We start from the raw sequence: 20,597 nt of genomic DNA, 5'->3' as shown, positions 1-20,597 counted from the left end.
GCCGGGGTCGGCGCTCGCCCACATCAGCCGCGCCGAGCCGGGCACCTGGCCGGGCGCGGGCCCGACCTCAGGGATCGGCCCGGGCCCGGCCCCGGCCTGACGGATCGGCCCGGCCCCGGCCTGACGGACAGGCCCGGACTCCGCCCCGGCCCGACGCATCGGACAGTGACGACACGGAGACCATGGACGACGACAGCGTGACCACGGACCGACGGCCCGACCAGAGGAGCTGGAGCTGGAGGGCGTGATGCTCCCCCGCGACGCCTTCTTCGGCCCGGTGGATCAGGTGCCGCTGGAGGAGGCGGTGGGCCGGGTGGCCGCGGAGCCCGCGAGCCCTTATCCGCCCGGCGTGCCGGTGATCTGCCCGGGCGAGCGGATCAACCGGGCGGTGGTGGAGTACCTCAGGTCCGGTGTCGAGCACGGCGTGTACGTGCCGGACCCGTCGGACCCCGAGCTGCGCACCCTGCGGGTGGTGGCCCGATGAGCGACGGAACAAGGCAAGGAAAGGAGACTGAGCAGCCATGCGTATCGCATTCCTGACCGCACCCGAGGGTGTCGAGCAGATCGAGCTGACCGAACCCTGGCAGGCCGCGAAGAACGCCGGCCACGAACCTGTGCTGGTGTCGACGGAGCCCGGTCGGATCCAGGCCTTCGACCACCTCGACAAGGCGGACACGTTCCCCGTGGACGCCGTGGTGGGCGAGGCGCCGGCCGAGTCGTTCGACGCGCTGGTCCTGCCCGGCGGGGTGGCCAACCCGGACTTCCTGCGGATGGACGAACAGGCCGTGTCCTTCGTCCGGGAGTTCTTCGAGCGTGGCCGTCCGGTCGCCGCGATCTGTCACGCGCCGTGGACGCTGGTCGAGGCGGACGTGGTCCGCGGCCGGGTCCTCACCTCGTGGCCGAGCCTGCGCACGGACATCGGCAACGCGGGCGGCACCTGGGTCGACGAGCAGGTCAAGATCTGCGACCACGGCCCCGGCAAGCTGGTCACCAGCCGCAAACCGGACGACCTCAAGGCGTTCTGCGAGGCGTTCCTCGATGTGTTCAGCCAGGAGGCCGCCCGATGAGCTCACCCATGGACCGCAAGCAGGGGCAGCGTGAGGCAGCCCACCCGGACGACCCGGCGTCGGGTCCTCTCACCACCGACCAGGGCGTGGCCGTCGACCACACCGACGACTCCCTGACCGTCGGCGAGCGCGGGCCGACGCTGATGGAGGACTTCCACTTCCGGGAGAAGCTCACCCACTTCGACCACGAGCGAATCCCGGAGCGGGTGGTCCACGCACGGGGCGCGGGCGCGTACGGCTACTTCGAACCGTACGAGTCCTGCGCCGAGTTCACCCGTGCCACGTTCCTCCAGGACCCCTCCGTACGCACTCCCGTCTTCGTACGGTTCTCGACCGTGCAGGGGCCGCGCGGCTCCGCGGACACCGTGCGGGACGTACGCGGCTTCGCGACCAAGTTCTATACGTCGGAGGGTAATTACGACCTGGTCGGGAACAACTTTCCGGTCTTCTTCATCCAGGACGGCATCAAGTTCCCCGACTTCGTGCACGCGGTGAAGCCGGAGCCGCACAACGACATCCCGACGGGCGCTTCCGCGCACGACACGCTCTGGGACTTCGTGTCACTGCAGCCGGAGACGCTGCACGCGATCATGTGGCTGATGTCGGACCGGGCGATCCCGCGCAGCTACCGCATGATGCAGGGCTTCGGCGTGCACACCTTCCGCTTCGTGACCGCCGACGGGCGGGGCACGTTCGTGAAGTTCCACTGGAAGCCGAAGCTGGGCACGCACTCGCTGGTGTGGGACGAGGCGCAGGAGTGCCAGGGCCGGGACCCGGACTTCAACCGCCGGGACCTGTGGGACGCGATCGAGGCCGGCGAGTACCCGGAGTGGGAGCTGGGCGTCCAACTCGTGCCGGAGGAAGACGAGTTCGCCTTCGACTTCGATCTGCTCGACGCCACGAAGGTGATCCCCGAGGAGCAGGTGCCGGTACGGCCCATCGGCCGCATGGTGCTGGACCGCAACCCCGAGAACTTCTTCGCGGAGACGGAACAGGTCGCCTTCCACACCGCCAACGTCGTCCCCGGCATCGACTTCACCAACGACCCGTTGCTCCAGGCCCGCAACTTCTCCTACCTGGACACGCAGTTGATCCGCCTCGGTGGCCCCAACTTCAGTCAACTGCCGGTGAACCGCCCGGTCGCCCCGGTACGCACCAACCACCGCGACGGTTACCACCAGTCGGCGATCCACGGCGGCACGAACTACTTCCCGAACTCCCTCGGCGGCGGCTGCCCGGCCCACGCGGGCGTAGACCCCCACGCCTACACGCACTACGCCGAGCGCGTCGACGGCGCCAAGATCCGCCGCCGCAGCGAGAGTTTCAAGGATCACCACAGCCAGCCCGCCCTGTTCTGGAACAGCATGGCCCCGTGGGAGAAGCAGCACATCGTGGCGGCCTTCCGCTTCGAACTCGGCAAGGTCGGCGCCCTCACCGTCCGCGCCCGCACTGTGGAGCAACTGGCCAAGGTGGACCCGGAGTTGGCGGCCGAGGTGGCGAAGGGCATCGGCGTACCGGTCCCCACGGACGCCGAACCGGTCTCGTACAGGCTCACCTCCCCCGCCCTCAGCCTGGAGTCCCAGCGCGGCCCCGGCTCCATCCGCACCCGCCAGATCGCCGTCCTGGTCGCCGACGGCGTGGACGCCGAGCAGGTGACCAGCGTGCGGGAGGCCCTGGCCGCGGAGGGCGCGATCGTCGAGGCCCTGGCGGCCCAGGACGGCACCGTACGCGGCGCGGACGGCGCGGAGTACATGGTGGACCGGGCCCTGCCCACCGTGGCGTCCGTCCTCTACGACGCGGTCCTCCTCCCCGGCGGTCCCGTCGCCACCCCGTCACCGTCGACCGACCCCGACGCCATGCGCTTCGTCCGCGACGCCTACCGCCACGGCAAGCCGATCGGCGCCCTCGGCTCAGGCGTCGGCATCGTCGCCGCCCTCCAGCCCGAGGGCGTCCGCCTCTCCTCCGAGTTCCACCACGTGGTGGCGGACCGAGGCGTCGTGACGGACACGGCCCAGGGCAGGGCGGGTGAGGACTTCACCCGTCAGTTCGTGGCGGCGATAGCGGCCCACCGCCACTGGGACCGCCCGCCGACGCGCTGCTGACGACGTGGAGAAGGGCCGGGCCGTCCCGAGAGGGCAGGCCCGGCCCTTCCGGGGCGCGGGGCTGTGTCAATGTGCGGCTCCGCCGCGTGGGCGCGATCAACCACGACGCACCCGCAGCCCGCAACGCACAACAGGCCCCGAGTTCTGAACGGCCTTCAAGGCGTCCGTCCGAGCAGACACAACAGCCTGGTCTGCGCGTCAGCACCCGGCGGCGGCTCCACCGGCGCCCCGAACAACCCGCTCTTCTCCAGCTCCCCGGCATACGGCGTGATCTCATCCACGGCGAACGACACCAGCTCACCGGGCAACCGCTCGTCAAAGCCGATCGCCCGCGCCAGGTCCCACGCGTGCACGACGAGATCGGCGACCATCTGCGCGCAGTACGCGGTCGCCGGAGTGTCGCCGTACGACAGATGAACCGTACGTTCGAGCGCGCCGGGCGCCGCGAGCGCCTCCCGCGCGGAGTGTGCCGCCGTGTCCCAGGACGCCGCGGGGTCCGGCCCCAGCAGGTCTCCCTCGAACGTGTCGCCGACCTCCTCGATCATGCAGCCGTCCCGCACCAGCGACGGCACCCACAGCTGCTCGGACACGAGGTGGTTGACGAGGTCACGGACCGACCACTCGGCGCAGGGCGTACCCGTCCTCCACTGGTCCTCGCGCACGGCATGGACCCGCGCACCGAAGAGGTCCTGCGCCTCCGTGTGCCGGTCGAGCAGCGCACGCGTACTCGCGTCCGGCGTCATGTCGTCGCCGGCCCTCGATCCCGCGCGCCGTCGCGTGTGCGGCCCGAGACGACCGGCCGGCGCGGGTGGCGGCGCAGGTACTCGCCCTCCAGTTGCGCCATCCGTTCGTTGTGGGTGCGCAGCGCCTCCGTCGATCCGTGCAGCAGGGCGTCGTGACGCGTGCGGTGGATCGACTCCAGCTCTTTCATCAACTGCTGGTCGTCCAGCTGGTCCGGGTGCACTCCGGTCATGGTGGTACCCCGATCTTCGTCTTCCTCCATGAGGTCCGGGTACCCGCCCGGCGAGCGTTACCCCGTGCGGCATCCGGGAGGGGGCCATGGATCTCGCGTTCTTCCATCCACTGTACGAACATCCCGGGCCCTGAGCCTCTGTGTACGCCCGCTGGCGGGCCAGGGCCTCGGCGATGTCGCTGTCGCTGTCGCTGTCGCTGTCGCTGTCGCTGTTGGTGAGCATGCGCTCGACCAGGGTCGACAGGGGTGGGGAGGAGACCGCGGCGAGTTCGTCGGCGTTCTTCGTGGCCTCGGCGGAGCCCTCGGTGGCTCGGGCTCGCCCGGGGCCGCGTCGCCGGAAGCGACGCGGCCGGTGGGATGCCGGTGGGATGCCGGTGGGGCTAGCGGGCGCGCTCCACTCGTCGCTCGTCCCACACCGGCTCCGGCGTCTCCCGTACGCGGCCGTCGGAGCCGAAGACGAGATAGCGATCGAACGAACGAGCGAACCAACGGTCGTGGGTGACGGCGAGGACGGTGCCCTCGAAGGCCTCGAGGCCCTCCTGCAGGGCCTCCGCCGACTCCAGGTCGAGGTTGTCGGTGGGCTCGTCGAGGAGGAGGGCGGTGACGCCCTGGAGTTCCAGGAGCAGGATCTGGAAGCGGGCCTGCTGGCCGCCGGAGAGGCGGTCGAAGGACTGCTCGGCCTGCCTGGTCAGCTCGTAACGGCGCAGCCGGGACATGGCGGCGCCCCGGTCCTGGGCGTGCTCCTTCCACAGGATGTCGAGCAGCGTCCGCCCCTCCAGCTCCGGGTGGGCGTGCGTCTGCGCGAAATGCCCCGGCACGACCCTGGCGCCGAGCTTCCACTCCCCCGTGTGGGCCACGTCGCCGTCGGCGAGCAGCCGCAGGAAGTGCGACTTGCCCGAGCCGTTGGAGCCGAGGACGGCGACCCGTTCGCCGTAGAAGACCTCCAGGTCGAAGGGTTTCATCAGCCCGGTGAGCTCAAGTCCCTTGCAGGTGACGGCCCTTACGCCCGTACGCCCGCCCGCGAGCCGCATCGTGATGTCCTGCTCGCGCGGCGGCTCGGGGGGCGGTCCGGCCTCCTCGAACTTGCGCAGCCGGGTCTGGGCGGCGCGGTAGCGGGAGGCCATGTCGGGGCTGTTCTCTGCGATTTGACGGAGCGTCACTACCAGCTTCTTCAGCTGGGCGTGCTTCTCGTCCCAGCGCCTGCGCAGTTCCTCGAAGCGCTCGAACCGCTGCGCCCGCGCCTCGTGGTACGTGGCGAACCCGCCACCGTGCACCCAGGCGTCCGCGCCCGCCGGCCCCGGCTCCACGCTCACGATCTTCTCGGCGGCGTGGGAGAGCAGTTCCCGGTCGTGCGAGACGAAGAGCACGGTCTTGCGGGTCTCCGCCAGCCGCTCCTCCAGCCAGCGCTTGCCGGGTACGTCGAGGTAGTTGTCGGGCTCGTCGAGGAGGAGCACCTGGTCGGTGCCGCGCAGCAGCGCCTCAAGGACGAGCCGCTTCTGTTCACCGCCGGACAGCGTCCGCACCTGCCGCCACTGCGCCTTCTCGTACGGCACGCCGAGCGCGGCCATGGTGCAGATGTCCCACAGCGTCTCGGCCTCGTAGCCGCGCGCCTCGGCCCAGTCGGAGAGGGCCTGCGCGTACTTCAGCTGGGCGGCCTCGTCGTCCACGGTCATCATCCCGTGCTCGGCGGCGTCGACCGCCTCGGCGGCCTCCCTGATCCTCGGCTGCGCCACCGACACCAGCAGGTCCCGCACGGTCGTCTCGTCCCGCACGGACCCCACGAACTGCCGCATCACCCCGAGCCCCCCGGAGACGGTGACCGACCCGCCGTGCGGCTTCAGCTCCCCGGAGATCAACCGCAGCAACGTCGTCTTGCCGGCCCCATTGGGTCCGACGAGCGCGACGACCGCCCCCTCCCCCACCCGAAAGGACACATCACCGAGCAGCGCCCTCCCGTCCGGCAGGTAGTACTCCAGGTGAGCGGCTTCGAGATGTCCCATGGGGCGCATTGTCCGAGGCCGACGAACAATCGAGCAAATCCATTTCGACCACCGCCCTTGCCGCAGGTAGCCGTGGGCTCGTGCCGCCGGGGCGACGGGGACACCTCCCGTCCGAGCGAAGCCGAGAGTGGGGGAGGATGGGCGCGGCGGGACCCGGCGAGCGCCAGTGAGCGAAAGCGACCCCCGCCCAGCAGCAGCGGAGGGCACCCACCCAGCCCCGACCCGATCGGCAACCCCACCCCGCCCGACACGCTTGCGCCCCCATGGGGTACCCGTGGACACATGACCCCAGACGTCGACCTCACCGTCCGCCCCCCGGGCCACCACATCCTCAGGGACCGTTTCCTCGCCGCGGACAGCCGCCTGTTCAACGCGGTGGCGACCCGCGACTGGCCGGGCGCGCACCCCCTCCTGCCAAAGCTGAGCCGCGCCGCGAACCACGGTGTGCTGTGGTTCGCCACGGCGGCGGCGATCGCGGCGACCCGGAGTCCCAGGGCCCGCAGGGCGGCCGTCCGGGGCGTCGCCTCACTCGCACTCGCCTCGGCGACGATCAACACCCTCGGCAAGCGCTCCATCCGCCGCCCCCGCCCGGTCCTGGACAACGTCCCGCTGCCGCGCCAACTGAAGCGGCAGCCGATCACCACGTCCTTCCCCTCGGGCCACTCCGCCTCCGCCGCCGCCTTCGCGGCCGGCGTCACCCTGGAGTCGCGAGGCTGGGGCGCGGCGGTCGCACCGCTGGCGGCCGCCGTGGCGCTGTCCCGCGTGTACACGGGTGTGCACTTCCCGAGCGATGTACTGGTGGGCGCCGCCCTCGGCGTGGGTGCCGCCTACGCCGTACGGGGCATCGTGCCGACCCGCGACCAGCTCCCGCCGCCCGGCCGCCCGTACGTGGACGCGCCCGCGCTGCCGGACGGCGACGGCCTGGTCGTGGTCGCCAACCGGGCCTCGGGGACGTCGGACCGGGTGCGCGCCCTGCGGGACGTACTGCCCGGCGCCGAGACCGTGGAGTGCGAACCGGAGGACGTGAGGGCCGAGCTGGAGAAGGCCGCCGCCCATGCGCAGGTGCTCGGCGTGTGCGGCGGCGACGGCACGGTGAACGCCGCCGCCGAGGTGGCCCTGCGCCACGGCCTCCCCCTCGCCGTTCTCCCCGGCGGCACGCTCAACCACTTCGCGTACGACCTCGGTGTGGAGGACGTGCGCGACCTGGGCCGCGCCGTGCGCCGGGGCGAGGCCGTCCGGGTGGACCTGGGGCACTTCACGACCGGTGACACGGAGGGCCACTTCGTCAACACGTTCAGCCTGGGCGTCTATCCCGAGCTGGTGCGGGAGCGCGAGCGCTGGGAGAAGGTGATGGGCGGCTGGCCGGCGGGCGTGATCGCGGCACTGCGCGTCCTGCGCTCCGACCGCCGTCCACTGCTGGCCACCTTCGAGGGCCGGCCGCGCCCGATCTGGCTGCTGTTCGCGGGCAACGGCACGTACCACCGGCTGGGCCTCGCCCCGGCCCGGCGTTTCGATCTGGCCGACGGGCTGCTGGACGTCCGTGTCGTGCACGGCGGCCGCCGCCCGGCCCTGCGGCTGCTGGCCGCGGCCGTCGCCGGTCCGCTGACCCGCACCCCGGCCCACGCGGCGGTCCGCGTACGGCGGCTACGGGTGGACGGCATCGCGCCGGGCACCCTCCTCGCGTACGACGGCGAAGTCACCGAGGCGCGGGGGGATCTGACGCTCCGCAAGCTCCCGGAGGCACTGACGGTCTACCGGCCGGTGCCGATGCACTGACCCACCACGCCTGTCCACAATTCAAGACGGCGGTCTCATTATTCGGCACGGGCACGTACGGTTCGAGCACGAACTCGTGGACCTCACGGACCTCGTGGAAGGGGAACGGCCATGTCGAAGGCACGGGAGACCGCCGTCTACACGCACGGGCACCATGAGTCGGTGCTGCGCTCGCACACCTGGCGGACGGCCGCCAACTCGGCGGCCTATCTCCTCGGTTCGCTGAAGCCCCACATGAAGGTCCTGGACATCGGCTGCGGTCCGGGCACCATCACCGCGGACCTGGCCGCCCTGGTCCCGGACGGGCACGTCACCGGTGTCGACCACGCGCCCGGCATCCTGGACCAGGCCCGGGCCACGGCCACCGAACGCGGCCTGGACAACGTGGACTTCGCGGTCGCGGACATCCACGCGCTGGACCATCCGGATGACACCTTCTGCGTGGTCCACGCGCACCAGGTGCTCCAGCACGTCGGCGACCCTGTGCAGGCGCTGCGCGAGATGCGCCGGGTGACCAAGCCGGGCGGCTTGATCGCCGTCCGTGAGTCCGACTACGCGGCGATGACCTGGTTCCCCGACTCCCCGGGCATGGACGACTGGCTGGACCTGTACCGCCGGGTGGCCCGCGCCAACGGCGGTGAGCCCGACGCGGGGCGCCGGCTGAAGTCCTGGGCCCTGCGCGCCGGGCTCACCGACATCACGGCCACCTCCACCACCTGGACCTACGCCACGGCGGACGAGCGGGCCTGGTGGAGCGGACTGTGGGCGGACCGGACCGTCGCCTCCGCGTACGCCGAGCGGGCCACGGAGAGCGGTCACGCGACGGTCGGGCAACTCCGGGCGATCGAGGCGGCCTGGCGGGAATGGGGGCGGCAGGAGGACGGCTGGTTCGCCGTACTGCACGGAGAAATTCTCTGCCGCAAGGCGGCCTGAACGGGCGTATTCTGGAAACCCGGACCATCAGGAGGTTCGCATAATGGTTCCCATCCTGCTGGTACTGCTTCTGGTGCTGATTCTCTTCGGCGCCGGATTCGCGGTCGAGGTTCTCTGGTATATCGCCCTGGCGGTTCTGGTGCTGTGGCTCCTCGGATTCCTGGTACGCGGCACGTCCGCCTCCGGAGGAAGGGGCCGCTGGTACAGGTGGTGAATTCACCCGAGCCAAAGGCGAATTCACTCCCGCATTCACTCCCTCATTCACTCCCGCGGTAGCAGCGGTCCGAGCGGCCCGAGGTCCAGATTGAGGTCCTCGGGCCGCAGGCCGTAGCGCTCGCGCAGCTCGGTCATCCGGTCGTCGAGAAGCATCAGCGTGAGCCCGATGCGCTCCTCCTGGTCCTCCGAGAGCTCCCCTGTGTCGAAGCGGCGCAGTGCCTGCCGCTCCATGAGCTGGCGGAGCAGTTCGACCACGGTCAGGACCAGTTTGACCAGGTCCCGTTCCACCGTGTCGGGCTCCAGTTCGAGGCGGTTGCGGCCAGTCACTCGATGCCTTCCCAGGGTGACGGAACCTGTGCGTTCACGGAGCTGATCAGGGCGTTCAGGTCGATGCGGACGAGGTCGACGTCCGCGATGCGCAGGGTGAGGTCACCGGTGATGACGACCCCGCCGGCGAGGAGCCGGTCGAGGAGATCGACGAGGGCCACTTCACGACGTTCGATCACGGTCACAGGCCGCCCTCCCCGTTCTCCCCGTTCTCCCCGTTCTCTCCGCTCTCTCCGCTGAAGGAATAGGCCGCCCACGGTCCGGTGAGTTCCACCCGCAATCCCGGTTCCTCCCCCTTCGTGCGGTCCACCAGTTCCACGAACTCCTCGGAATGGGCGCGCGGCACCAAATAGGCCGCGTTCAGCACATTGCGGCCTGGAACACCGGAGAGCGCGGAATTCTGGGGGGCGTGCAACCGGGTGTCCTCGGCGAATTCCGAGAGGGTGTGGTGCAGACGGCGGGCGAACCGATCGGCGTTCTCCCACATCTCCTCGTGGGCCCGGTGGCTCCGGCGCCGCTGCCGCAGATAGTCGCGCCCGCTGGCGACCTTCGCGGGCGCCTGGGACGGCTCTTGCTCCTCGGACTCCGCGTACACCTTGACGCCCCACTCCACCCGGCCCGCCAGCCGGTCCAGGGTCCGCCGAAAGCCCTCCTCGCGGGCCTCCAGCATGACCCGTACGCCGCTGTCGTCGCGGAACACGGTGGCGAGCCGGAGCGGCAGGGGCGTGGTGACGACGGTGAGCGCGTCGATCACGCTCTGGTGGGCGCGGGCGGTCTCGGTCAGCCAGTCCAGGTCCTCCAGATGGGCGCGGAGCGGCTGCTCCGCGAAGTCACGCTCCGGCACCTCGCTGACCACGGCGATCAGGTCGTGGTGGCGCAGCTGCCGGGGCGGCGCGCCCGCCACCCCGGTGAGCTGGGACTGGAGCGCCGCGTCGAAGGGGTGGCAGACGGCGTACACGTAACGCAGTCCGGTCATGAGGGCTCCTCTCTGGCGCGGCCGCGCTCGATGGCCGGCTCCGGCTCCCGCCGGTACCCGCCGTCGTCCAGCTCCGCGAGCCGGGCACGCAACTCGGCGTTCTCACGGGAGAGTTCGTCGCGACGGGCGTTGGACGACAGCGCCGGGTCGGTCTCCCACCAGTCGATCCCCATCTCCTTGGCCTTGTCGACTGAGGCGACGATGAGGCGCAGCTTGATGGTGAGCAGCTCGATGTCGAGCAGGTTGATGCGGATGTCGCCCGCGATCACTATGCCCTTGTCGAGTACACGCTCCAGGATGTCGGCCAGGTTGGCGCTCCCGTTCTGCCCGTACGGCTCGGGGACTCGGCTCGGGAACGTCATCGGCGACTACTCCCGCCCACGGCGGCCCGTTCCTCGTCCTCATCCTCGTACGGTTCCTCGTCGATGTCCTCCCCGGCGTCGCCCTCGGCCTCGGGAACCTCCTCGTACTCGTCCTCCGGGACCTCCTCCGCGTCGCCTTCGTCGTCCTCATCGGCGTACTCGTCGGCCTCGTCGGTGGCATCGGCCTCGTCCGGCTCGTCGGAGTCGCGCGGCTCCTCGTCCGGCTCCGGCTCCTCCTCGTACTCGGCCTCGGCCTCGTCGTCCTCCGGCGTCTCGTCGTCCCGCTGCTCCTCCTGCTCCTTCTCCCGCTCCTCCTCCGCGAGGGCGTCCTCGTGGCTGACGACGACCTCGCCGTCGCGGATCTCGCCGCGCCAGCCGTCCTCGGCCTCGCCCCTGAGCGAGATGAAGCGGACGAAGTTCTTGAGGTCGAGCCGGGCCCGGCGGCCCTGGGCGCGCCAGATGTTGCCGGTCTTCTCGAAGAGGCCCGTCGGGTAGTACTCGATGACCAGCAGGACCCGCGTGAGGTCGTCCGCGAGGGAGTGGAAGGAGACGACGCCCTTCGTGGTTCCCTTGGCGCCCTCCGACGTCCAGGTGATCCGCTCGTCGGGCACCTGTTCGGTGGTGTGTGCCTTCCAGCTGCGGTTGGACCAGAACACCTTCAGCTGCCAGTCGGAGTGGGTGTCGTCGGCCTTGCTTGCGCTCTTCACGCCCTTGGCGAAGGTGCTGAAGCTCTGGTACTGGGTCCACTGGTCGTACGCGGTGCGCACCGGCACCCCGACGTCGATGGACTCGATGATCACCGTGGGCTTGCTGCCCGAGCCGCCCTTGCCCTTGCCCTTGCCACCGAAGAGGTTCTTGAGCCCGCCGAGCACGTTGTCCTTGGCCCGGCCCGCGCCCACCTCCAGGGCGGTTCGCAGCGGCCCCTTGCCCTCGGCGAGCTTGCGGCCGCCCTCGAGGGCGAGCTTGGCGAAGCCGGGGCTGTTGCCCTCGGCGATGTCGTTGAGCTTGCCGGTCGCGTCGCCGAGCTTGCGGCCGGCGCCGACGAGGAGCCGCTGGGCCTGGGCGGCCAGATACTCCCGGGCCTCGGCCTTGAGATGGTCGACGGCCTCGCTGTGGGCCAGGTCGGTGAGCGGGTTGCTCTTCGTCGCGTCCTTCGCCCGGTCCGTCGCCCCGCTGGTCGCACGGCCGGTCGCCGCGCCGAGGGTCTCAGTCATCGCCGCCGCCTCCCCTCGTCGTCCGCGACCTCGTGGCCTTGCGAGCGGCCTTCTTGGCCGGGGCCTTGCCGGGAGCGGTCTTCTTGGCGGCCGTCTTCTTGGCCACGGTCTTCTTCGCCACGGTCTTCCGCGCGGCCGAGCCCTGGGCGGCGCTCTTCTTGGCGGGGGTCTTCTTGGCTGCCGGTTCCCCTTCCGCCCTGGGCGGGGACTTCTTCGCCGGCCGCTTGCGCGAGGGCTTCTCCTCGGGCTCCTCGCCGTCCGTCTCGCGGCTCTCGGCGTCCTCGTACTCGCCCTCGTCGTCGTACTCGTCACGCGTCTCGGCGTACTCGTCCTCGTCCGCCTCGTCCGCGTACTCGTCGTCGCGGTCCTTCCCGCCGCGACCCGGCAGGTCCGGTGCCACTCCGGCGAGCTGGTCGCGCACCTGCGAGGTGCGTCCGTGCAACCGGCCGGCGAGCCCCTCGATCTGCCGCTCGACCAGCGCCCCGGAGGCCGCCTTGCCGACACCGCGCAGGTCCTCGCGGAGCTGGTCCCCGATCTCCTTGAACTGCGGGTTGTTCTGCAGTTGCTGCGACACCAGGTCCGCGAGCGCCCGCGGGCTCAGGTGCATCCGCTTGCCGGCCACCATGGTGCCGACCGCGAACGCGAGCTTCATCTTCTTGGTACGCCCGAGGACGTATCCGGCCCCTACGGCGAGGCCCAGTCCGATTCGATTCATTGTGACGTCCCGTTGGTTCCTGTGCTCCTCTGTGTGCTGATCTCCAGCCGGTCCAGGAGCTCGTCCTCCAGGCGGTCGAACTCCTCCTCATCGATCTCGCCCGCTTCGAGCCGCTGCTCGAGGCGGGCGAGATCGGCACGGACGGCCGCCGGGTCGTAGTACTGGCGCTCTGCCTCGGTGACCACTTGTCTCACGGCCCAGAGGCTGCCGCGGACCGGTGCGAACGGCAGCAGCAGCACTTCTGTGATCAGTCCCATGTGCTCGCCTCCTCGGCTCGGAACGCCGTACCCGCACGGCCGTCGACACGCCATGCCGGATGCGCCGTCAGTGCGTCGTCTCCGCGGGCTGCGAGGGCCCCGGTTCTACGAAGCTGTACGGCGGCAGCGGCCCGTTCACGCGCACCTCGATGTGCGGATGGCTCTTGCGGACCTCCTCGACGGCGTCGAGGAACACCGCGGCCGACTGCCGGTCCACGAGGAACGACAGATTGGCCAGCCAGCCGGTGGAGTCGGGCCCCGCGCTGGCGGCCGCCGCGGTCGGCTCCAGCGCCCGCTGCAGCTCCGCCGCGTCCTCGGCCTCCCGGGCCTGCACCGCGGCGACGACCATCTCGCCGAGCCGCAGCCGGTCCTCGTAAGTACCGCCGCCCGCCTGCCGGTTGGCCTCGGTCATGGCGCGCAGTTCGGGGTTCTCACCCATCACGCGGTGCAGCACGGCCTCTTCGTCGTGGCTGGCCTTCACGTTGTACTCGACCTTGCCGTCAAGGGCGCCGAGCCGTTCCACGTAGTGCTTCGCGCGTTCGGCCAGCACCCCGGTGACGGACGCGTCGTCCGGTGCCACGCTGCCGAACCGCATGGGCAGCAGCGGACCGCCCGCACCCGCCTCGCTCAGGACGTTCTGGTGGGCGAGCAGGTCCCTGCGCTTGGGGCGCAGCCCCTCGGGGGCCTCACTGACGATGGCCGCCAGCTCACCCTCCTTGAGGATGCGCACCGGGCACGCGGGCTCACCCACCCCGCCCATGCCCTCGGGGAGTGCGGGGTGTGAGCTCGCCGTGATGCCGTAGACGTACGTGCTCACTCCTGTTCCTCCCTCTTGCGCGAGCTCGTGGTCTTCCGGGCCCGTGGCCGCGACTCGGACTCGCTCTCCTCGCGGGACTGCTTGAAGGCGTCGGAGATCGTCTCGGCGGCGCCGGACAGCGCCCCCTTGGACTTGCCGCGCGCGCCGGACTCGGTGATCTCACCGACGAGGTCCGGCAGGCCGGGGCTCTTGCGCGGCCCGGCCTCCAGATCGAGCCGGTTGCACGCCTCGGCGAAGCGCAGATAGGTGTCGACGCTGGCGATGACGACCCGTACGTCGATCTTCAGGATCTCGATGCCGACCAGGGAGACTCGTATGAAGGCGTCGATGACGAGCCCCCTGTCGAGGATGAGTTCCAGGACGTCGTACAGGCCGCTGCTGCCGCCTCCGCCGCCGGACTGCTGTGCCGGGACTACGGTCATACCGGCCGTTCCTCCTTGTTTGTGGATCTTGTCTGCTTTATCTGGGAACTTCGTCTGGGAACTTTGTCTGGGATCTTGTCTGTGGATGCTGGAGCGGGACGACGGCCTAACGGCGATGCGGGTCCGCCCTGCCGCGCTCGTAGCGGCGGACGCGCCGGTAGCCGGTGAGCTCGCCCTCGGGATCGAGTTCCACGCGATAGCTCGCGAGCAGGCTCATCGTGTCGGGGACCCTGGCGATCTCCAGGACCTCGACCTCCAACGTCCAGCCGTCCTCGCTCTGTTCGAACGACGACACGGACTCGGGCGCCATGCCGGTCAGCTCCGCGAGCTGGGTCCGCGCATGACGCAGCACCTGCATCGGGCTGGGCCGGTCGCCCGCCGCGTCGTGCCGCGAATTCCCGCCGGAAGACGCGCTCTCGTCGTCCGATTCCTGCGCTCCTTCCGGTTCGTCCGGTTCTTGGGATTTACGTGAACTCTGTGTTTTCGATGTGTTGGATGTGTTCGACATGGCCACCTCGAACACCGAGTGGCCCCACGTCCGTTGGCCAAACATTCCGGGTTGTGTGCGAATCCGCCTCCGGTCTCAGCCGCGCAGCGCCGCGAGCCGCCGCCGGGCCGGACCCAGCGCCCGGCCCCTGCTCATCGCCCCCGCCCAGGGGTTGGTGCGGGCCTGCTCGACGGCGTCCGCCAGGGTCCAGCGGCGGGCGTCGACGGCCGGATCGTCGAGCTGTTCCCAGGTCAGGGGAGTGGCCACGGGCGCGCCGGGGCGGGCACGCACGGTGTAGGGGGCGACGGCGGTCTGGGCGTAGGCGTTGCGCTGTATGTCGAGGTAGAGCCGGTCGCCGCGGTCCTTCTTGCGGGCCTCGGTGGTGAGCCGCTCGGGATGGGCGCGGACGAGTTCGTCGGCGATCTCCCCGGCGAAGTCGCGCACCGCGTCGAAGTCGTCGCGCCCGTTCACCGGGACGACGATGTGGACGCCCTTGGACCCGGTGGTCATCGGCACGGACGGCAGTTGCAGCTCGTCGAGCAGCTCCCGTACGTTCCGTGCCGCGTCCCGGACCTGTTCGAAGTCGTCCACCGCCGGGTCGAGGTCGAAGACCAGCCGGTCGGGCCGGTCGACGCTGCCGGTCCGGGAGAGCCAGCGGTGCAGGGTGAGGCAGGCCTGGTCGGCGAGGTAGACCAGGGTGGCCGCGTCCTCGCACACGGGATGGACGACCGTTCCGCCCTCCTTGGGCACCTCGACGCGTTCGATCCAGTCCGGGTAGTGCCGGGGGGTGTTCTTCTGCATGAACATGGGCCCGTCGAGGCCGTCGGGGTGTCGTTCCACCATCAGCGGCCGTCCGCGCAGATGGGGCAGCATGAAGGGGGCGACGGCACGGTAGTAGGCGACGAGATCGCCTTTGGTGTACTCCTTGCCGCCGCCGTCGCCGTCTCCGTCTCCGTCTCCGTCCGCGGGGAACAGCACCTTGTCCGGGCGGTGGATCTCGACGGTGCGCCGGCCGACCCGCATCGACTGCGTGTCCCCCATCTCCGGCTCCCCTCTGTGTACGAACCGTTGCGTGTGGGCCGTCGTACACGGCCTGTTCAGGGCGTGATCGCGTTCTCCACCAGCAGCCGTCCGGCCACCGCGATCGCCTCCGCGTCGATGCCCGCCTCGCGCAGCTGCTCCTCGGGGCTCGCCGAGCCCGGCATCGTACGGACGGCGAGCCGCACCAGACGGGGCACCGGGCGGCCGTCGAGGAAGGCGTCGAGGACCGCGTCGCCGAGGCCGCCCTCCTCGTGGTGGTCCTCGACGGTGAGGATGCAGCCGGTGCGTTCGGCGGCCTCGCGCAGGGTGCGGCGGTCGACGGGCTTGACCGAGTAGAGGTCGATCACCCGGACCTGGATGCCCTCGCCGTCCAGCGCCTCGGCGGCCTTGAGGGCCTCGTGGACGGTGACCCCGGCCGCGACGACGGTCAGCCGGTCGGTGTCCGAGGCACGCAGCACCTTGCTGCCGCCGACCGGGAAGTCCTCCGTGGGGCTGTAGAGGACGGGCGAGTCACCCCGCGATGTGCGCAGATAGCGGACGCCTTCGAGGCCGGCCATCGTGCCGACGAGCTTGGCGGTCTGGTTGGCGTCGCACGGGTACAGCACGGTCGAACCGTGCACCGAACGCATCATCGCCAGATCCTCCAGGCCCATCTGCGAGGGCCCGTCCTGACCGATGGCGGCGCCAGCGTGGGAGCCGACGAGGTTGACGCCGGCCCCGCTGACCGACGCCATCCGGATGAAGTCGTGGGCACGGGTGAGGAACGCCGCGAACGTGGAGACGTACGGCACCCAGCCGCGCGCCGCGAGCCCCACCGCGGCGGCCACCAGCTGCTGTTCGGCGATGTAGCACTCGAAGAACCGGTCGGGGTGCTCCTTGGCGAAGAACTCGGCGCGCGTGGAGTCGCTGACCTCGCCGTCCAGGGCGACGACATCGCCGCGCGCGGTACCGAGCGCGGCGAGCGCCTGCCCGTAGGCGTTCCGGGTCGCGACCTCGTCGCCGGTCTCGTAGCGCGGCAGCTCCAGGTGCCCGGTCCGTACGGCGTGCAGCATCCGGGCGGCGGGCGGCTGCCGGACCTCGACGCGGAGGTCGCGTATGCCGCCGAGTTCCGCGATCGCCTCGTCCGCGTCCTTGAGCGGCTTGCCGTGCAGCCCCTCGCGGTCCTGGACGGCCTCGACGCCCTTGCCCTTGAGCGTGCGGGCGAGGATCACGGTGGGCTGGCCCTTGGTGGACTCGGCCTCGCCGTAGGCACGGTCGACGGCGTCCACGTCGTGGCCGTCGACCTCGATCGCGTGCCAGCCGAAGGCCGCGAAGCGGCGGGCGTAGGCGTCCAGATCGTGTCCGTGCCGGGTGGGCCCGCGCTGCCCGAGCCGGTTGACGTCCACGATCGCTGTCAGATTGTCCAGATGCTCGTACGAGGCGTGCTCGGCGGCCTCCCACACCGAGCCCTCGGCGAGTTCGCTGTCGCCGCACAGCACCCACACCCGGTAGCCGGTGCGGTCCAGCCGCTTCCCGGCCAGCGCGATGCCGACACCGACGGGCAGCCCCTGGCCGAGCGAGCCGGTGGCCGTCTCCACCCACGGCAGCCGCCGCGGCGTGGGGTGCCCTTCGAGCCTGCTGCCCAGCTTCCGGAACGTCATCAACTCGGTCTCGCTGATCGCCCCGGCCGCCTTGTACGCGGAGTACAGCAGGGGCGAGGCGTGCCCCTTGGACAGCACGAAGCGGTCGTTGCCGGGGTGTTGAGGCCGCTCGAAGTCGTACCGCAGATGCTTGGCGATCAGCACCGCCATCAGCTCGGCGGCCGACATGGACGACGTCGGATGCCCGGAGCCCGCGGCCCCCGACGCCCGCACACTGTCCACCCGCAACTGCTGGGCCAGCTCGGTGAGTTGACGGCTGTTCATGACTCTCCTTCCGAACCCTTGGCGGGCTTCTGCGGGTTTTCGGGGGACGGGCTGTGCGACGGCGGTGGCTGCGGCTCCTCGGGCACACCCGGCACGGCCGCCGGGCCGGGCTTGGCGGGGCCGGGCTTGGCGGGGCCGGGCTTGGCCGGGCTGTGCTTCTCGGGGGCCGGCCGGGAGTCGTCGGATGCCCCGGGCACCGGTGAGGCGTGCGGCTGCCCGGGGGCTCCTGGCACCGCCGTGGGTCCCGGCTTGTCAGGGGCTTGCCGCTTGTGCGCGGCTCCCGGCCCGCCCGACACCCCGACCCGGTCGGGCGCGGTCCGTTCGTCCGCCGCGCCCCCCTTCTCGGACGTTGCCGGCGCCCTCCGGTCCTTCTCCGGCGCACCCGGCATCCTGGCCAGCTCCGGCGACGCCGTGTCGAGCGGCACCGACCACGACCGTACGAGCCCCAACTGGACGCCCTGACGAGGCAGTACGGCGTCGAGGAGCCAGTCGGCGGCGACGCGGACGCGGTTGCCGGGCATGGCGGCGAGGTGGTAGGCGCGGGTGACGGCACCGGCGGCGAGGCCGGACAGCGGTATGCCGAGGGGGTTGGCGGCGGCCTTGACGCCGCCGAGGTCAACGACGAAGCCCAGGTCGCTGTGGCGGTAGGGCTTGGGTTCGCCGAGGCCGAGGGACGCGGCGACGTTGTGTCCGGCCACCTTGCCCTGCCGCCACGCGTGCTGCGCGGTCATCGGCGTGTACTCGCCCGGCTTCGTCAGATCGGGCACGGCTGCCGCGTCCCCACAGGCGAACACCTCGGGCCGGCCGGGCACGTGCAGCGTGGGCTCGACGAGCAGCCGGCCGCGTTCCATCGGCAGCCCGAGCGACTCGGCGAGCGGATCGGGCCGTACGCCCACGCACCACACCAGCGTGCGCGTGTCGACGAACTCCCCGTCGCTCAGCAGCACTCCGCCCGACGTCGCCTCCTTCACGGAGGTCCCCATCCGCACGTCGACACCCCGCTGCCGCAGCACCTTGTCGGCGGTCCGCGACAGCTTCTCGTCCATCTCGGGCAGCACCCGCTTCGCGATGTCGAGCAGTATCCAGCGTGGCCGCATGCCCTCCCGCAACGGCTGTTTCCGTACCAGCGCGTCGGTGAACATCTGGCCCTGCGCGGCGACCTCGGTGCCGGTGTACCCGGCGCCGACGACCACGAAGGTGCACCGCGCCTCGCAGCTCTTGGGGTCCTCGCTGCCGGCCGCCAGCTCCACCTGCCGCGTCACGTGGTCCCTGAGGTACAGCGCCTCGGGCAGCCCCCGGAAGCCGTGGGCGTGCTCGGCGACACCCGGGATGGGCAGCAGCTTGTTGACGCTGCCGGCGGCGAGCACCAGCCGGTCGTAGGTGAGCGTGCCGACGCCGCCCTCGGGGTCCGAGTAGCGCACGGTACGCGCGTCGAGGTCGATGTCGTCGGCCTCCCCGAGCACCAGGCGTACGTGGCGCAGGGTGCCGGTGAGGGAGACGGTGACACGACGTGGTTCCAGGATGCCGGCGGCGACCTGGGGCAGCAGGGGCAGATACAGAAAGTAGTCGGTCGGGTTGAGCAGGGTGATGTCGGCCTTGTTCCGGGTCAGCCGCGCAAGGGTGCGGGCCGTCCGGTAGCCGGCGAAGCCGGCACCGACGATCACGATGCGGGGTCGACTCACGGTTCGCCTCCGGCGGGGTCGCGCATACGGAGTCCTCAGCGTCCTCAGGCGTAGGGTCCTGAGCGTCCTCAGGCGTATCGGTCCTGAGGGTCCTCAGGCGTATGGGTCCTGTGACGTACGAGCCTTCCGCGTCCCCCTGGTCAGGGCGCCCAAACCGGCTGGGCGCCCTGACGTCCGTGGGTTTCCACTGTGGCCCCCGGGTACTCGGACCGCGACCCGACCCCCGACCCGATCGCACATGTCGTGGAGGTACCCCCCATGCCCGAGTACGGATACTTCCTGGCGACCGAGGAGTTCGGTCCCGCGGAGCTGGTCGAGCAGGCGAGGATGGCCGAGCAGGCCGGATTCGACTGTCTGTGGATCTCGGACCACTTCCATCCGTGGAACGACGCCCAGGGCCAGAGCCCGTTCGTGTGGTCGGTGATCGGCGCGCTCTCCGAGGCCGTGTCGCTGCCCGTCGAGACGGCGGTGACCTGCCCGACCGTCCGGATGCACCCGGCGGTCGTCGCGCAGGCGGCGGCGACCAGCTCGGTGATGACCGGTGGCCGCTTCCGTCTCGGCATCGGCTCGGGCGAGGCGCTCAACGAGCATGTCCTCGGCACCCGTTGGCCGCCGGCGGACGTCCGCCTGGAGATGCTGGAGGAGTCGGTCCAGGTGATGCGGCACCTGTTCACCGGCGAAGAGGTCACCCACCATGGCCGCCACTACACAGTGGAGAACGCCCGCCTCTACACGGTCCCCGACGAGCCCGTCCCCATCGACATCTCCGGCTTCGGCCCCAAGGCCACCGGGCTCGCCGCCCGCGTCGGCGACGGCTTCATCACCATGAGCCCCGACGAGGAGCTGGTGACCCAGTACCGCAAGGGCGGCGGGGGCGCGAACCTCGTCAGCGGCGGTACGAAGGTGTGCTGGGGCCCCGACCGCGACGCGGCCGTCCGTCTCGTCCGCCGCCTCTGGTCGAGCCAGCTCCTCCCCGGCGAGATGGCCCAGATCCTGCCCACGCCCAGCCACTTCGAGCAGCTGGAGCCGCTGATCACCGAGCAGATGGTCGGCGAGAACACGGTCTGCGGCGACGACGTCGACGAACACGTCGCCGAACTGACCGCCTTCGCCGACGCGGGCTTCGACCGCGTCTACGTCAGCCAGATCGGCCCCGACCAGCGGGGCTTCTTCGACTTCTACCGCACGAAGGTGCTGCCGCAACTCCAGCAGGGCCCTCGCTGACCCGCGCCACCACCCGAGGTTCTCGGCCCAGACGGTGTTTCCTCTCCCCATCGTCTGGGCCGAGCGCATGCCACATGGAGTGGGGCCGGAACGCCCATGCCG

Annotated in this window: 23 protein-coding genes; 7 read left to right on the top strand and 16 right to left on the bottom strand. The window is 71.0% G+C overall.

The annotated features are described in order from the left end of the window. Positions 1-247 precede the first annotated feature (247 nt). From ACFU53_RS36515 to ACFU53_RS36505, 3 genes are read left to right on the top strand one after another with little or no spacing between them, the layout of a single operon-like run. Positions 248-484: an amino acid decarboxylase gene (locus ACFU53_RS36515; RefSeq protein ID WP_384002558.1), complete on the top strand. Its 237-nt coding sequence runs from the start codon at positions 248-250 to the stop codon at positions 482-484. A gap of 37 nt (positions 485-521) precedes the next feature. Continuing rightward, positions 522-1,067 carry a type 1 glutamine amidotransferase domain-containing protein gene (locus ACFU53_RS36510; protein WP_384002555.1) on the top strand — a complete coding sequence of 182 codons (546 nt, stop codon included), beginning with the start codon at positions 522-524 and terminating at the stop codon, positions 1,065-1,067. Then, positions 1,064-3,169 carry a catalase gene (locus ACFU53_RS36505; protein WP_384002552.1) on the top strand — a complete coding sequence of 702 codons (2,106 nt, stop codon included), beginning with the start codon at positions 1,064-1,066 and terminating at the stop codon, positions 3,167-3,169. Before ACFU53_RS36510 ends, ACFU53_RS36505 begins: the two co-directional genes overlap by 4 nt. A gap of 155 nt (positions 3,170-3,324) precedes the next feature. Here the strand turns inward: ACFU53_RS36505 and ACFU53_RS36500 are convergent, their stop codons facing one another. The 3 genes from ACFU53_RS36500 to ACFU53_RS36490 form a co-directional block, all read right to left on the bottom strand. After that, the gene (locus tag ACFU53_RS36500) at positions 3,325-3,912 is read right to left on the bottom strand and encodes a TIGR03086 family metal-binding protein (RefSeq protein WP_384002549.1); all 588 of its coding nucleotides are present in this window, start codon (positions 3,910-3,912) and stop codon (positions 3,325-3,327) included. Then, a complete protein-coding gene (locus ACFU53_RS36495; protein ID WP_384002547.1) occupies positions 3,909-4,142 on the bottom strand; it encodes a DUF6158 family protein in 234 nt (77 codons plus the stop codon). Before ACFU53_RS36495 ends, ACFU53_RS36500 begins: the two co-directional genes overlap by 4 nt. Before the next feature lie 380 nt (positions 4,143-4,522). Next, positions 4,523-6,142, bottom strand: coding sequence for an ABC-F family ATP-binding cassette domain-containing protein (locus ACFU53_RS36490; RefSeq protein WP_384002544.1), 1,620 nt, complete (start codon positions 6,140-6,142; stop codon positions 4,523-4,525). A 282-nt stretch (positions 6,143-6,424) separates the two neighbouring features. Between ACFU53_RS36490 and ACFU53_RS36485 the strand changes: the two genes are divergently transcribed. From ACFU53_RS36485 to ACFU53_RS36475, 3 genes are all read left to right on the top strand, one after another. Next, entirely contained in the window at positions 6,425-7,918 is a 1,494-nt protein-coding gene (locus ACFU53_RS36485) for a bifunctional phosphatase PAP2/diacylglycerol kinase family protein (RefSeq protein WP_384002541.1), read from the top strand. Positions 7,919-8,029: 111 nt separating this feature from the next. Further along, positions 8,030-8,851, top strand: a complete 822-nt coding sequence (locus ACFU53_RS36480) for a class I SAM-dependent methyltransferase (RefSeq protein ID WP_384002538.1) — start codon at positions 8,030-8,032, stop codon at positions 8,849-8,851. 43 nt (positions 8,852-8,894) lie between these two features. Further along, positions 8,895-9,065, top strand: a complete 171-nt coding sequence (locus ACFU53_RS36475) for a hydrophobic protein (protein WP_384002535.1) — start codon at positions 8,895-8,897, stop codon at positions 9,063-9,065. A gap of 47 nt (positions 9,066-9,112) precedes the next feature. Here the strand turns inward: ACFU53_RS36475 and ACFU53_RS36470 are convergent, their stop codons facing one another. The 13 genes from ACFU53_RS36470 to ACFU53_RS36410 form a co-directional block, all read right to left on the bottom strand. After that, positions 9,113-9,394: a gas vesicle protein K gene (locus ACFU53_RS36470; RefSeq protein ID WP_033529790.1), complete on the bottom strand. Its 282-nt coding sequence runs from the start codon at positions 9,392-9,394 to the stop codon at positions 9,113-9,115. Continuing rightward, positions 9,391-9,579, bottom strand: a complete 189-nt coding sequence (locus ACFU53_RS36465; RefSeq protein WP_384002531.1) for a gas vesicle protein — start codon at positions 9,577-9,579, stop codon at positions 9,391-9,393. The genes ACFU53_RS36470 and ACFU53_RS36465 overlap by 4 nt, the downstream gene beginning before the upstream one ends. Then, entirely contained in the window at positions 9,576-10,370 is a 795-nt protein-coding gene (locus ACFU53_RS36460; protein WP_384002528.1) for a GvpL/GvpF family gas vesicle protein, read from the bottom strand. Before ACFU53_RS36460 ends, ACFU53_RS36465 begins: the two co-directional genes overlap by 4 nt. Continuing rightward, the gene (locus ACFU53_RS36455; protein WP_384002525.1) at positions 10,367-10,732 is read right to left on the bottom strand and encodes a gas vesicle protein; all 366 of its coding nucleotides are present in this window, start codon (positions 10,730-10,732) and stop codon (positions 10,367-10,369) included. Before ACFU53_RS36455 ends, ACFU53_RS36460 begins: the two co-directional genes overlap by 4 nt. After that, positions 10,729-11,946, bottom strand: a complete 1,218-nt coding sequence (locus tag ACFU53_RS36450) for an SRPBCC family protein (protein WP_384002523.1) — start codon at positions 11,944-11,946, stop codon at positions 10,729-10,731. Before ACFU53_RS36450 ends, ACFU53_RS36455 begins: the two co-directional genes overlap by 4 nt. After that, positions 11,939-12,661 (bottom strand): DNA primase, encoded by a 723-nt coding sequence (locus ACFU53_RS36445; protein ID WP_384002520.1) that lies wholly within the window; start codon positions 12,659-12,661, stop codon positions 11,939-11,941. The genes ACFU53_RS36450 and ACFU53_RS36445 overlap by 8 nt, the downstream gene beginning before the upstream one ends. Continuing rightward, positions 12,658-12,918, bottom strand: coding sequence for a gas vesicle protein GvpG (locus ACFU53_RS36440; protein ID WP_384002517.1), 261 nt, complete (start codon positions 12,916-12,918; stop codon positions 12,658-12,660). Before ACFU53_RS36440 ends, ACFU53_RS36445 begins: the two co-directional genes overlap by 4 nt. A 67-nt stretch (positions 12,919-12,985) precedes the next feature. Further along, positions 12,986-13,735, bottom strand: coding sequence for a GvpL/GvpF family gas vesicle protein (locus ACFU53_RS36435; RefSeq protein WP_384002515.1), 750 nt, complete (start codon positions 13,733-13,735; stop codon positions 12,986-12,988). Further along, positions 13,732-14,157 carry a gas vesicle structural protein GvpA gene (locus ACFU53_RS36430; protein WP_384002512.1) on the bottom strand — a complete coding sequence of 142 codons (426 nt, stop codon included), beginning with the start codon at positions 14,155-14,157 and terminating at the stop codon, positions 13,732-13,734. Before ACFU53_RS36430 ends, ACFU53_RS36435 begins: the two co-directional genes overlap by 4 nt. A gap of 106 nt (positions 14,158-14,263) precedes the next feature. After that, a complete protein-coding gene (locus ACFU53_RS36425; protein WP_384002509.1) occupies positions 14,264-14,680 on the bottom strand; it encodes a gas vesicle protein in 417 nt (138 codons plus the stop codon). 60 nt (positions 14,681-14,740) lie between these two features. Then, positions 14,741-15,685 carry a non-homologous end-joining DNA ligase gene (ligD, locus tag ACFU53_RS36420; RefSeq protein ID WP_384002507.1) on the bottom strand — a complete coding sequence of 315 codons (945 nt, stop codon included), beginning with the start codon at positions 15,683-15,685 and terminating at the stop codon, positions 14,741-14,743. Between the two features lie 56 nt (positions 15,686-15,741). Beyond that, entirely contained in the window at positions 15,742-17,589 is a 1,848-nt protein-coding gene (locus tag ACFU53_RS36415) for a transketolase (protein WP_384002504.1), read from the bottom strand. Then, positions 17,586-19,271, bottom strand: coding sequence for an FAD-dependent oxidoreductase (locus ACFU53_RS36410; protein ID WP_384002501.1), 1,686 nt, complete (start codon positions 19,269-19,271; stop codon positions 17,586-17,588). Before ACFU53_RS36410 ends, ACFU53_RS36415 begins: the two co-directional genes overlap by 4 nt. Before the next feature lie 258 nt (positions 19,272-19,529). On the opposite strand from ACFU53_RS36410, the gene ACFU53_RS36405 reads away from it, so the two are divergent. Next, on the top strand, positions 19,530-20,495 hold the full coding sequence (locus ACFU53_RS36405) for an LLM class F420-dependent oxidoreductase (protein ID WP_384002498.1): 966 nt from the start codon (positions 19,530-19,532) through the stop codon (positions 20,493-20,495). The last annotated feature ends 102 nt before the right edge of the window (positions 20,496-20,597 follow it).

It is taken from the genome of Streptomyces sp. NPDC057474, assembly GCF_042802555.1.
GTDB lineage: Bacteria > Actinomycetota > Actinomycetes > Streptomycetales > Streptomycetaceae > Streptomyces.
Note: the sequence above shows the minus strand (reverse complement) of the source record. Positions and strands in the feature narration are given on the sequence as shown.

Excerpts from the sequence above, each read along its gene's own strand:
- ACFU53_RS36460 (WP_384002528.1), bottom strand. The coding sequence starts at position 10,370 with ATGACCGGACTGCGTTACGTGTACGCCGTCTGCCACCCCTTCGACGCG.
- ACFU53_RS36405 (WP_384002498.1), top strand. The coding sequence starts at position 19,530 with ATGCCCGAGTACGGATACTTCCTGGCGACCGAGGAGTTCGGTCCCGCG.
- ACFU53_RS36515 (WP_384002558.1), top strand. The coding sequence starts at position 248 with ATGCTCCCCCGCGACGCCTTCTTCGGCCCGGTGGATCAGGTGCCGCTG.
- ACFU53_RS36450 (WP_384002523.1), bottom strand. The coding sequence starts at position 11,946 with ATGACTGAGACCCTCGGCGCGGCGACCGGCCGTGCGACCAGCGGGGCG.
- ligD (WP_384002507.1), bottom strand. The coding sequence starts at position 15,685 with ATGGGGGACACGCAGTCGATGCGGGTCGGCCGGCGCACCGTCGAGATC.
- ACFU53_RS36430 (WP_384002512.1), bottom strand. The coding sequence starts at position 14,157 with ATGACCGTAGTCCCGGCACAGCAGTCCGGCGGCGGAGGCGGCAGCAGC.
- ACFU53_RS36445 (WP_384002520.1), bottom strand. The coding sequence starts at position 12,661 with ATGAATCGAATCGGACTGGGCCTCGCCGTAGGGGCCGGATACGTCCTC.
- ACFU53_RS36475 (WP_384002535.1), top strand. The coding sequence starts at position 8,895 with ATGGTTCCCATCCTGCTGGTACTGCTTCTGGTGCTGATTCTCTTCGGC.
- ACFU53_RS36455 (WP_384002525.1), bottom strand. The coding sequence starts at position 10,732 with ATGACGTTCCCGAGCCGAGTCCCCGAGCCGTACGGGCAGAACGGGAGC.
- ACFU53_RS36480 (WP_384002538.1), top strand. The coding sequence starts at position 8,030 with ATGTCGAAGGCACGGGAGACCGCCGTCTACACGCACGGGCACCATGAG.
- ACFU53_RS36510 (WP_384002555.1), top strand. The coding sequence starts at position 522 with ATGCGTATCGCATTCCTGACCGCACCCGAGGGTGTCGAGCAGATCGAG.
- ACFU53_RS36495 (WP_384002547.1), bottom strand. The coding sequence starts at position 4,142 with ATGACCGGAGTGCACCCGGACCAGCTGGACGACCAGCAGTTGATGAAA.
- ACFU53_RS36415 (WP_384002504.1), bottom strand. The coding sequence starts at position 17,589 with ATGAACAGCCGTCAACTCACCGAGCTGGCCCAGCAGTTGCGGGTGGAC.
- ACFU53_RS36500 (WP_384002549.1), bottom strand. The coding sequence starts at position 3,912 with ATGACGCCGGACGCGAGTACGCGTGCGCTGCTCGACCGGCACACGGAG.
- ACFU53_RS36505 (WP_384002552.1), top strand. The coding sequence starts at position 1,064 with ATGAGCTCACCCATGGACCGCAAGCAGGGGCAGCGTGAGGCAGCCCAC.
- ACFU53_RS36440 (WP_384002517.1), bottom strand. The coding sequence starts at position 12,918 with ATGGGACTGATCACAGAAGTGCTGCTGCTGCCGTTCGCACCGGTCCGC.
- ACFU53_RS36490 (WP_384002544.1), bottom strand. The coding sequence starts at position 6,142 with ATGGGACATCTCGAAGCCGCTCACCTGGAGTACTACCTGCCGGACGGG.
- ACFU53_RS36485 (WP_384002541.1), top strand. The coding sequence starts at position 6,425 with ATGACCCCAGACGTCGACCTCACCGTCCGCCCCCCGGGCCACCACATC.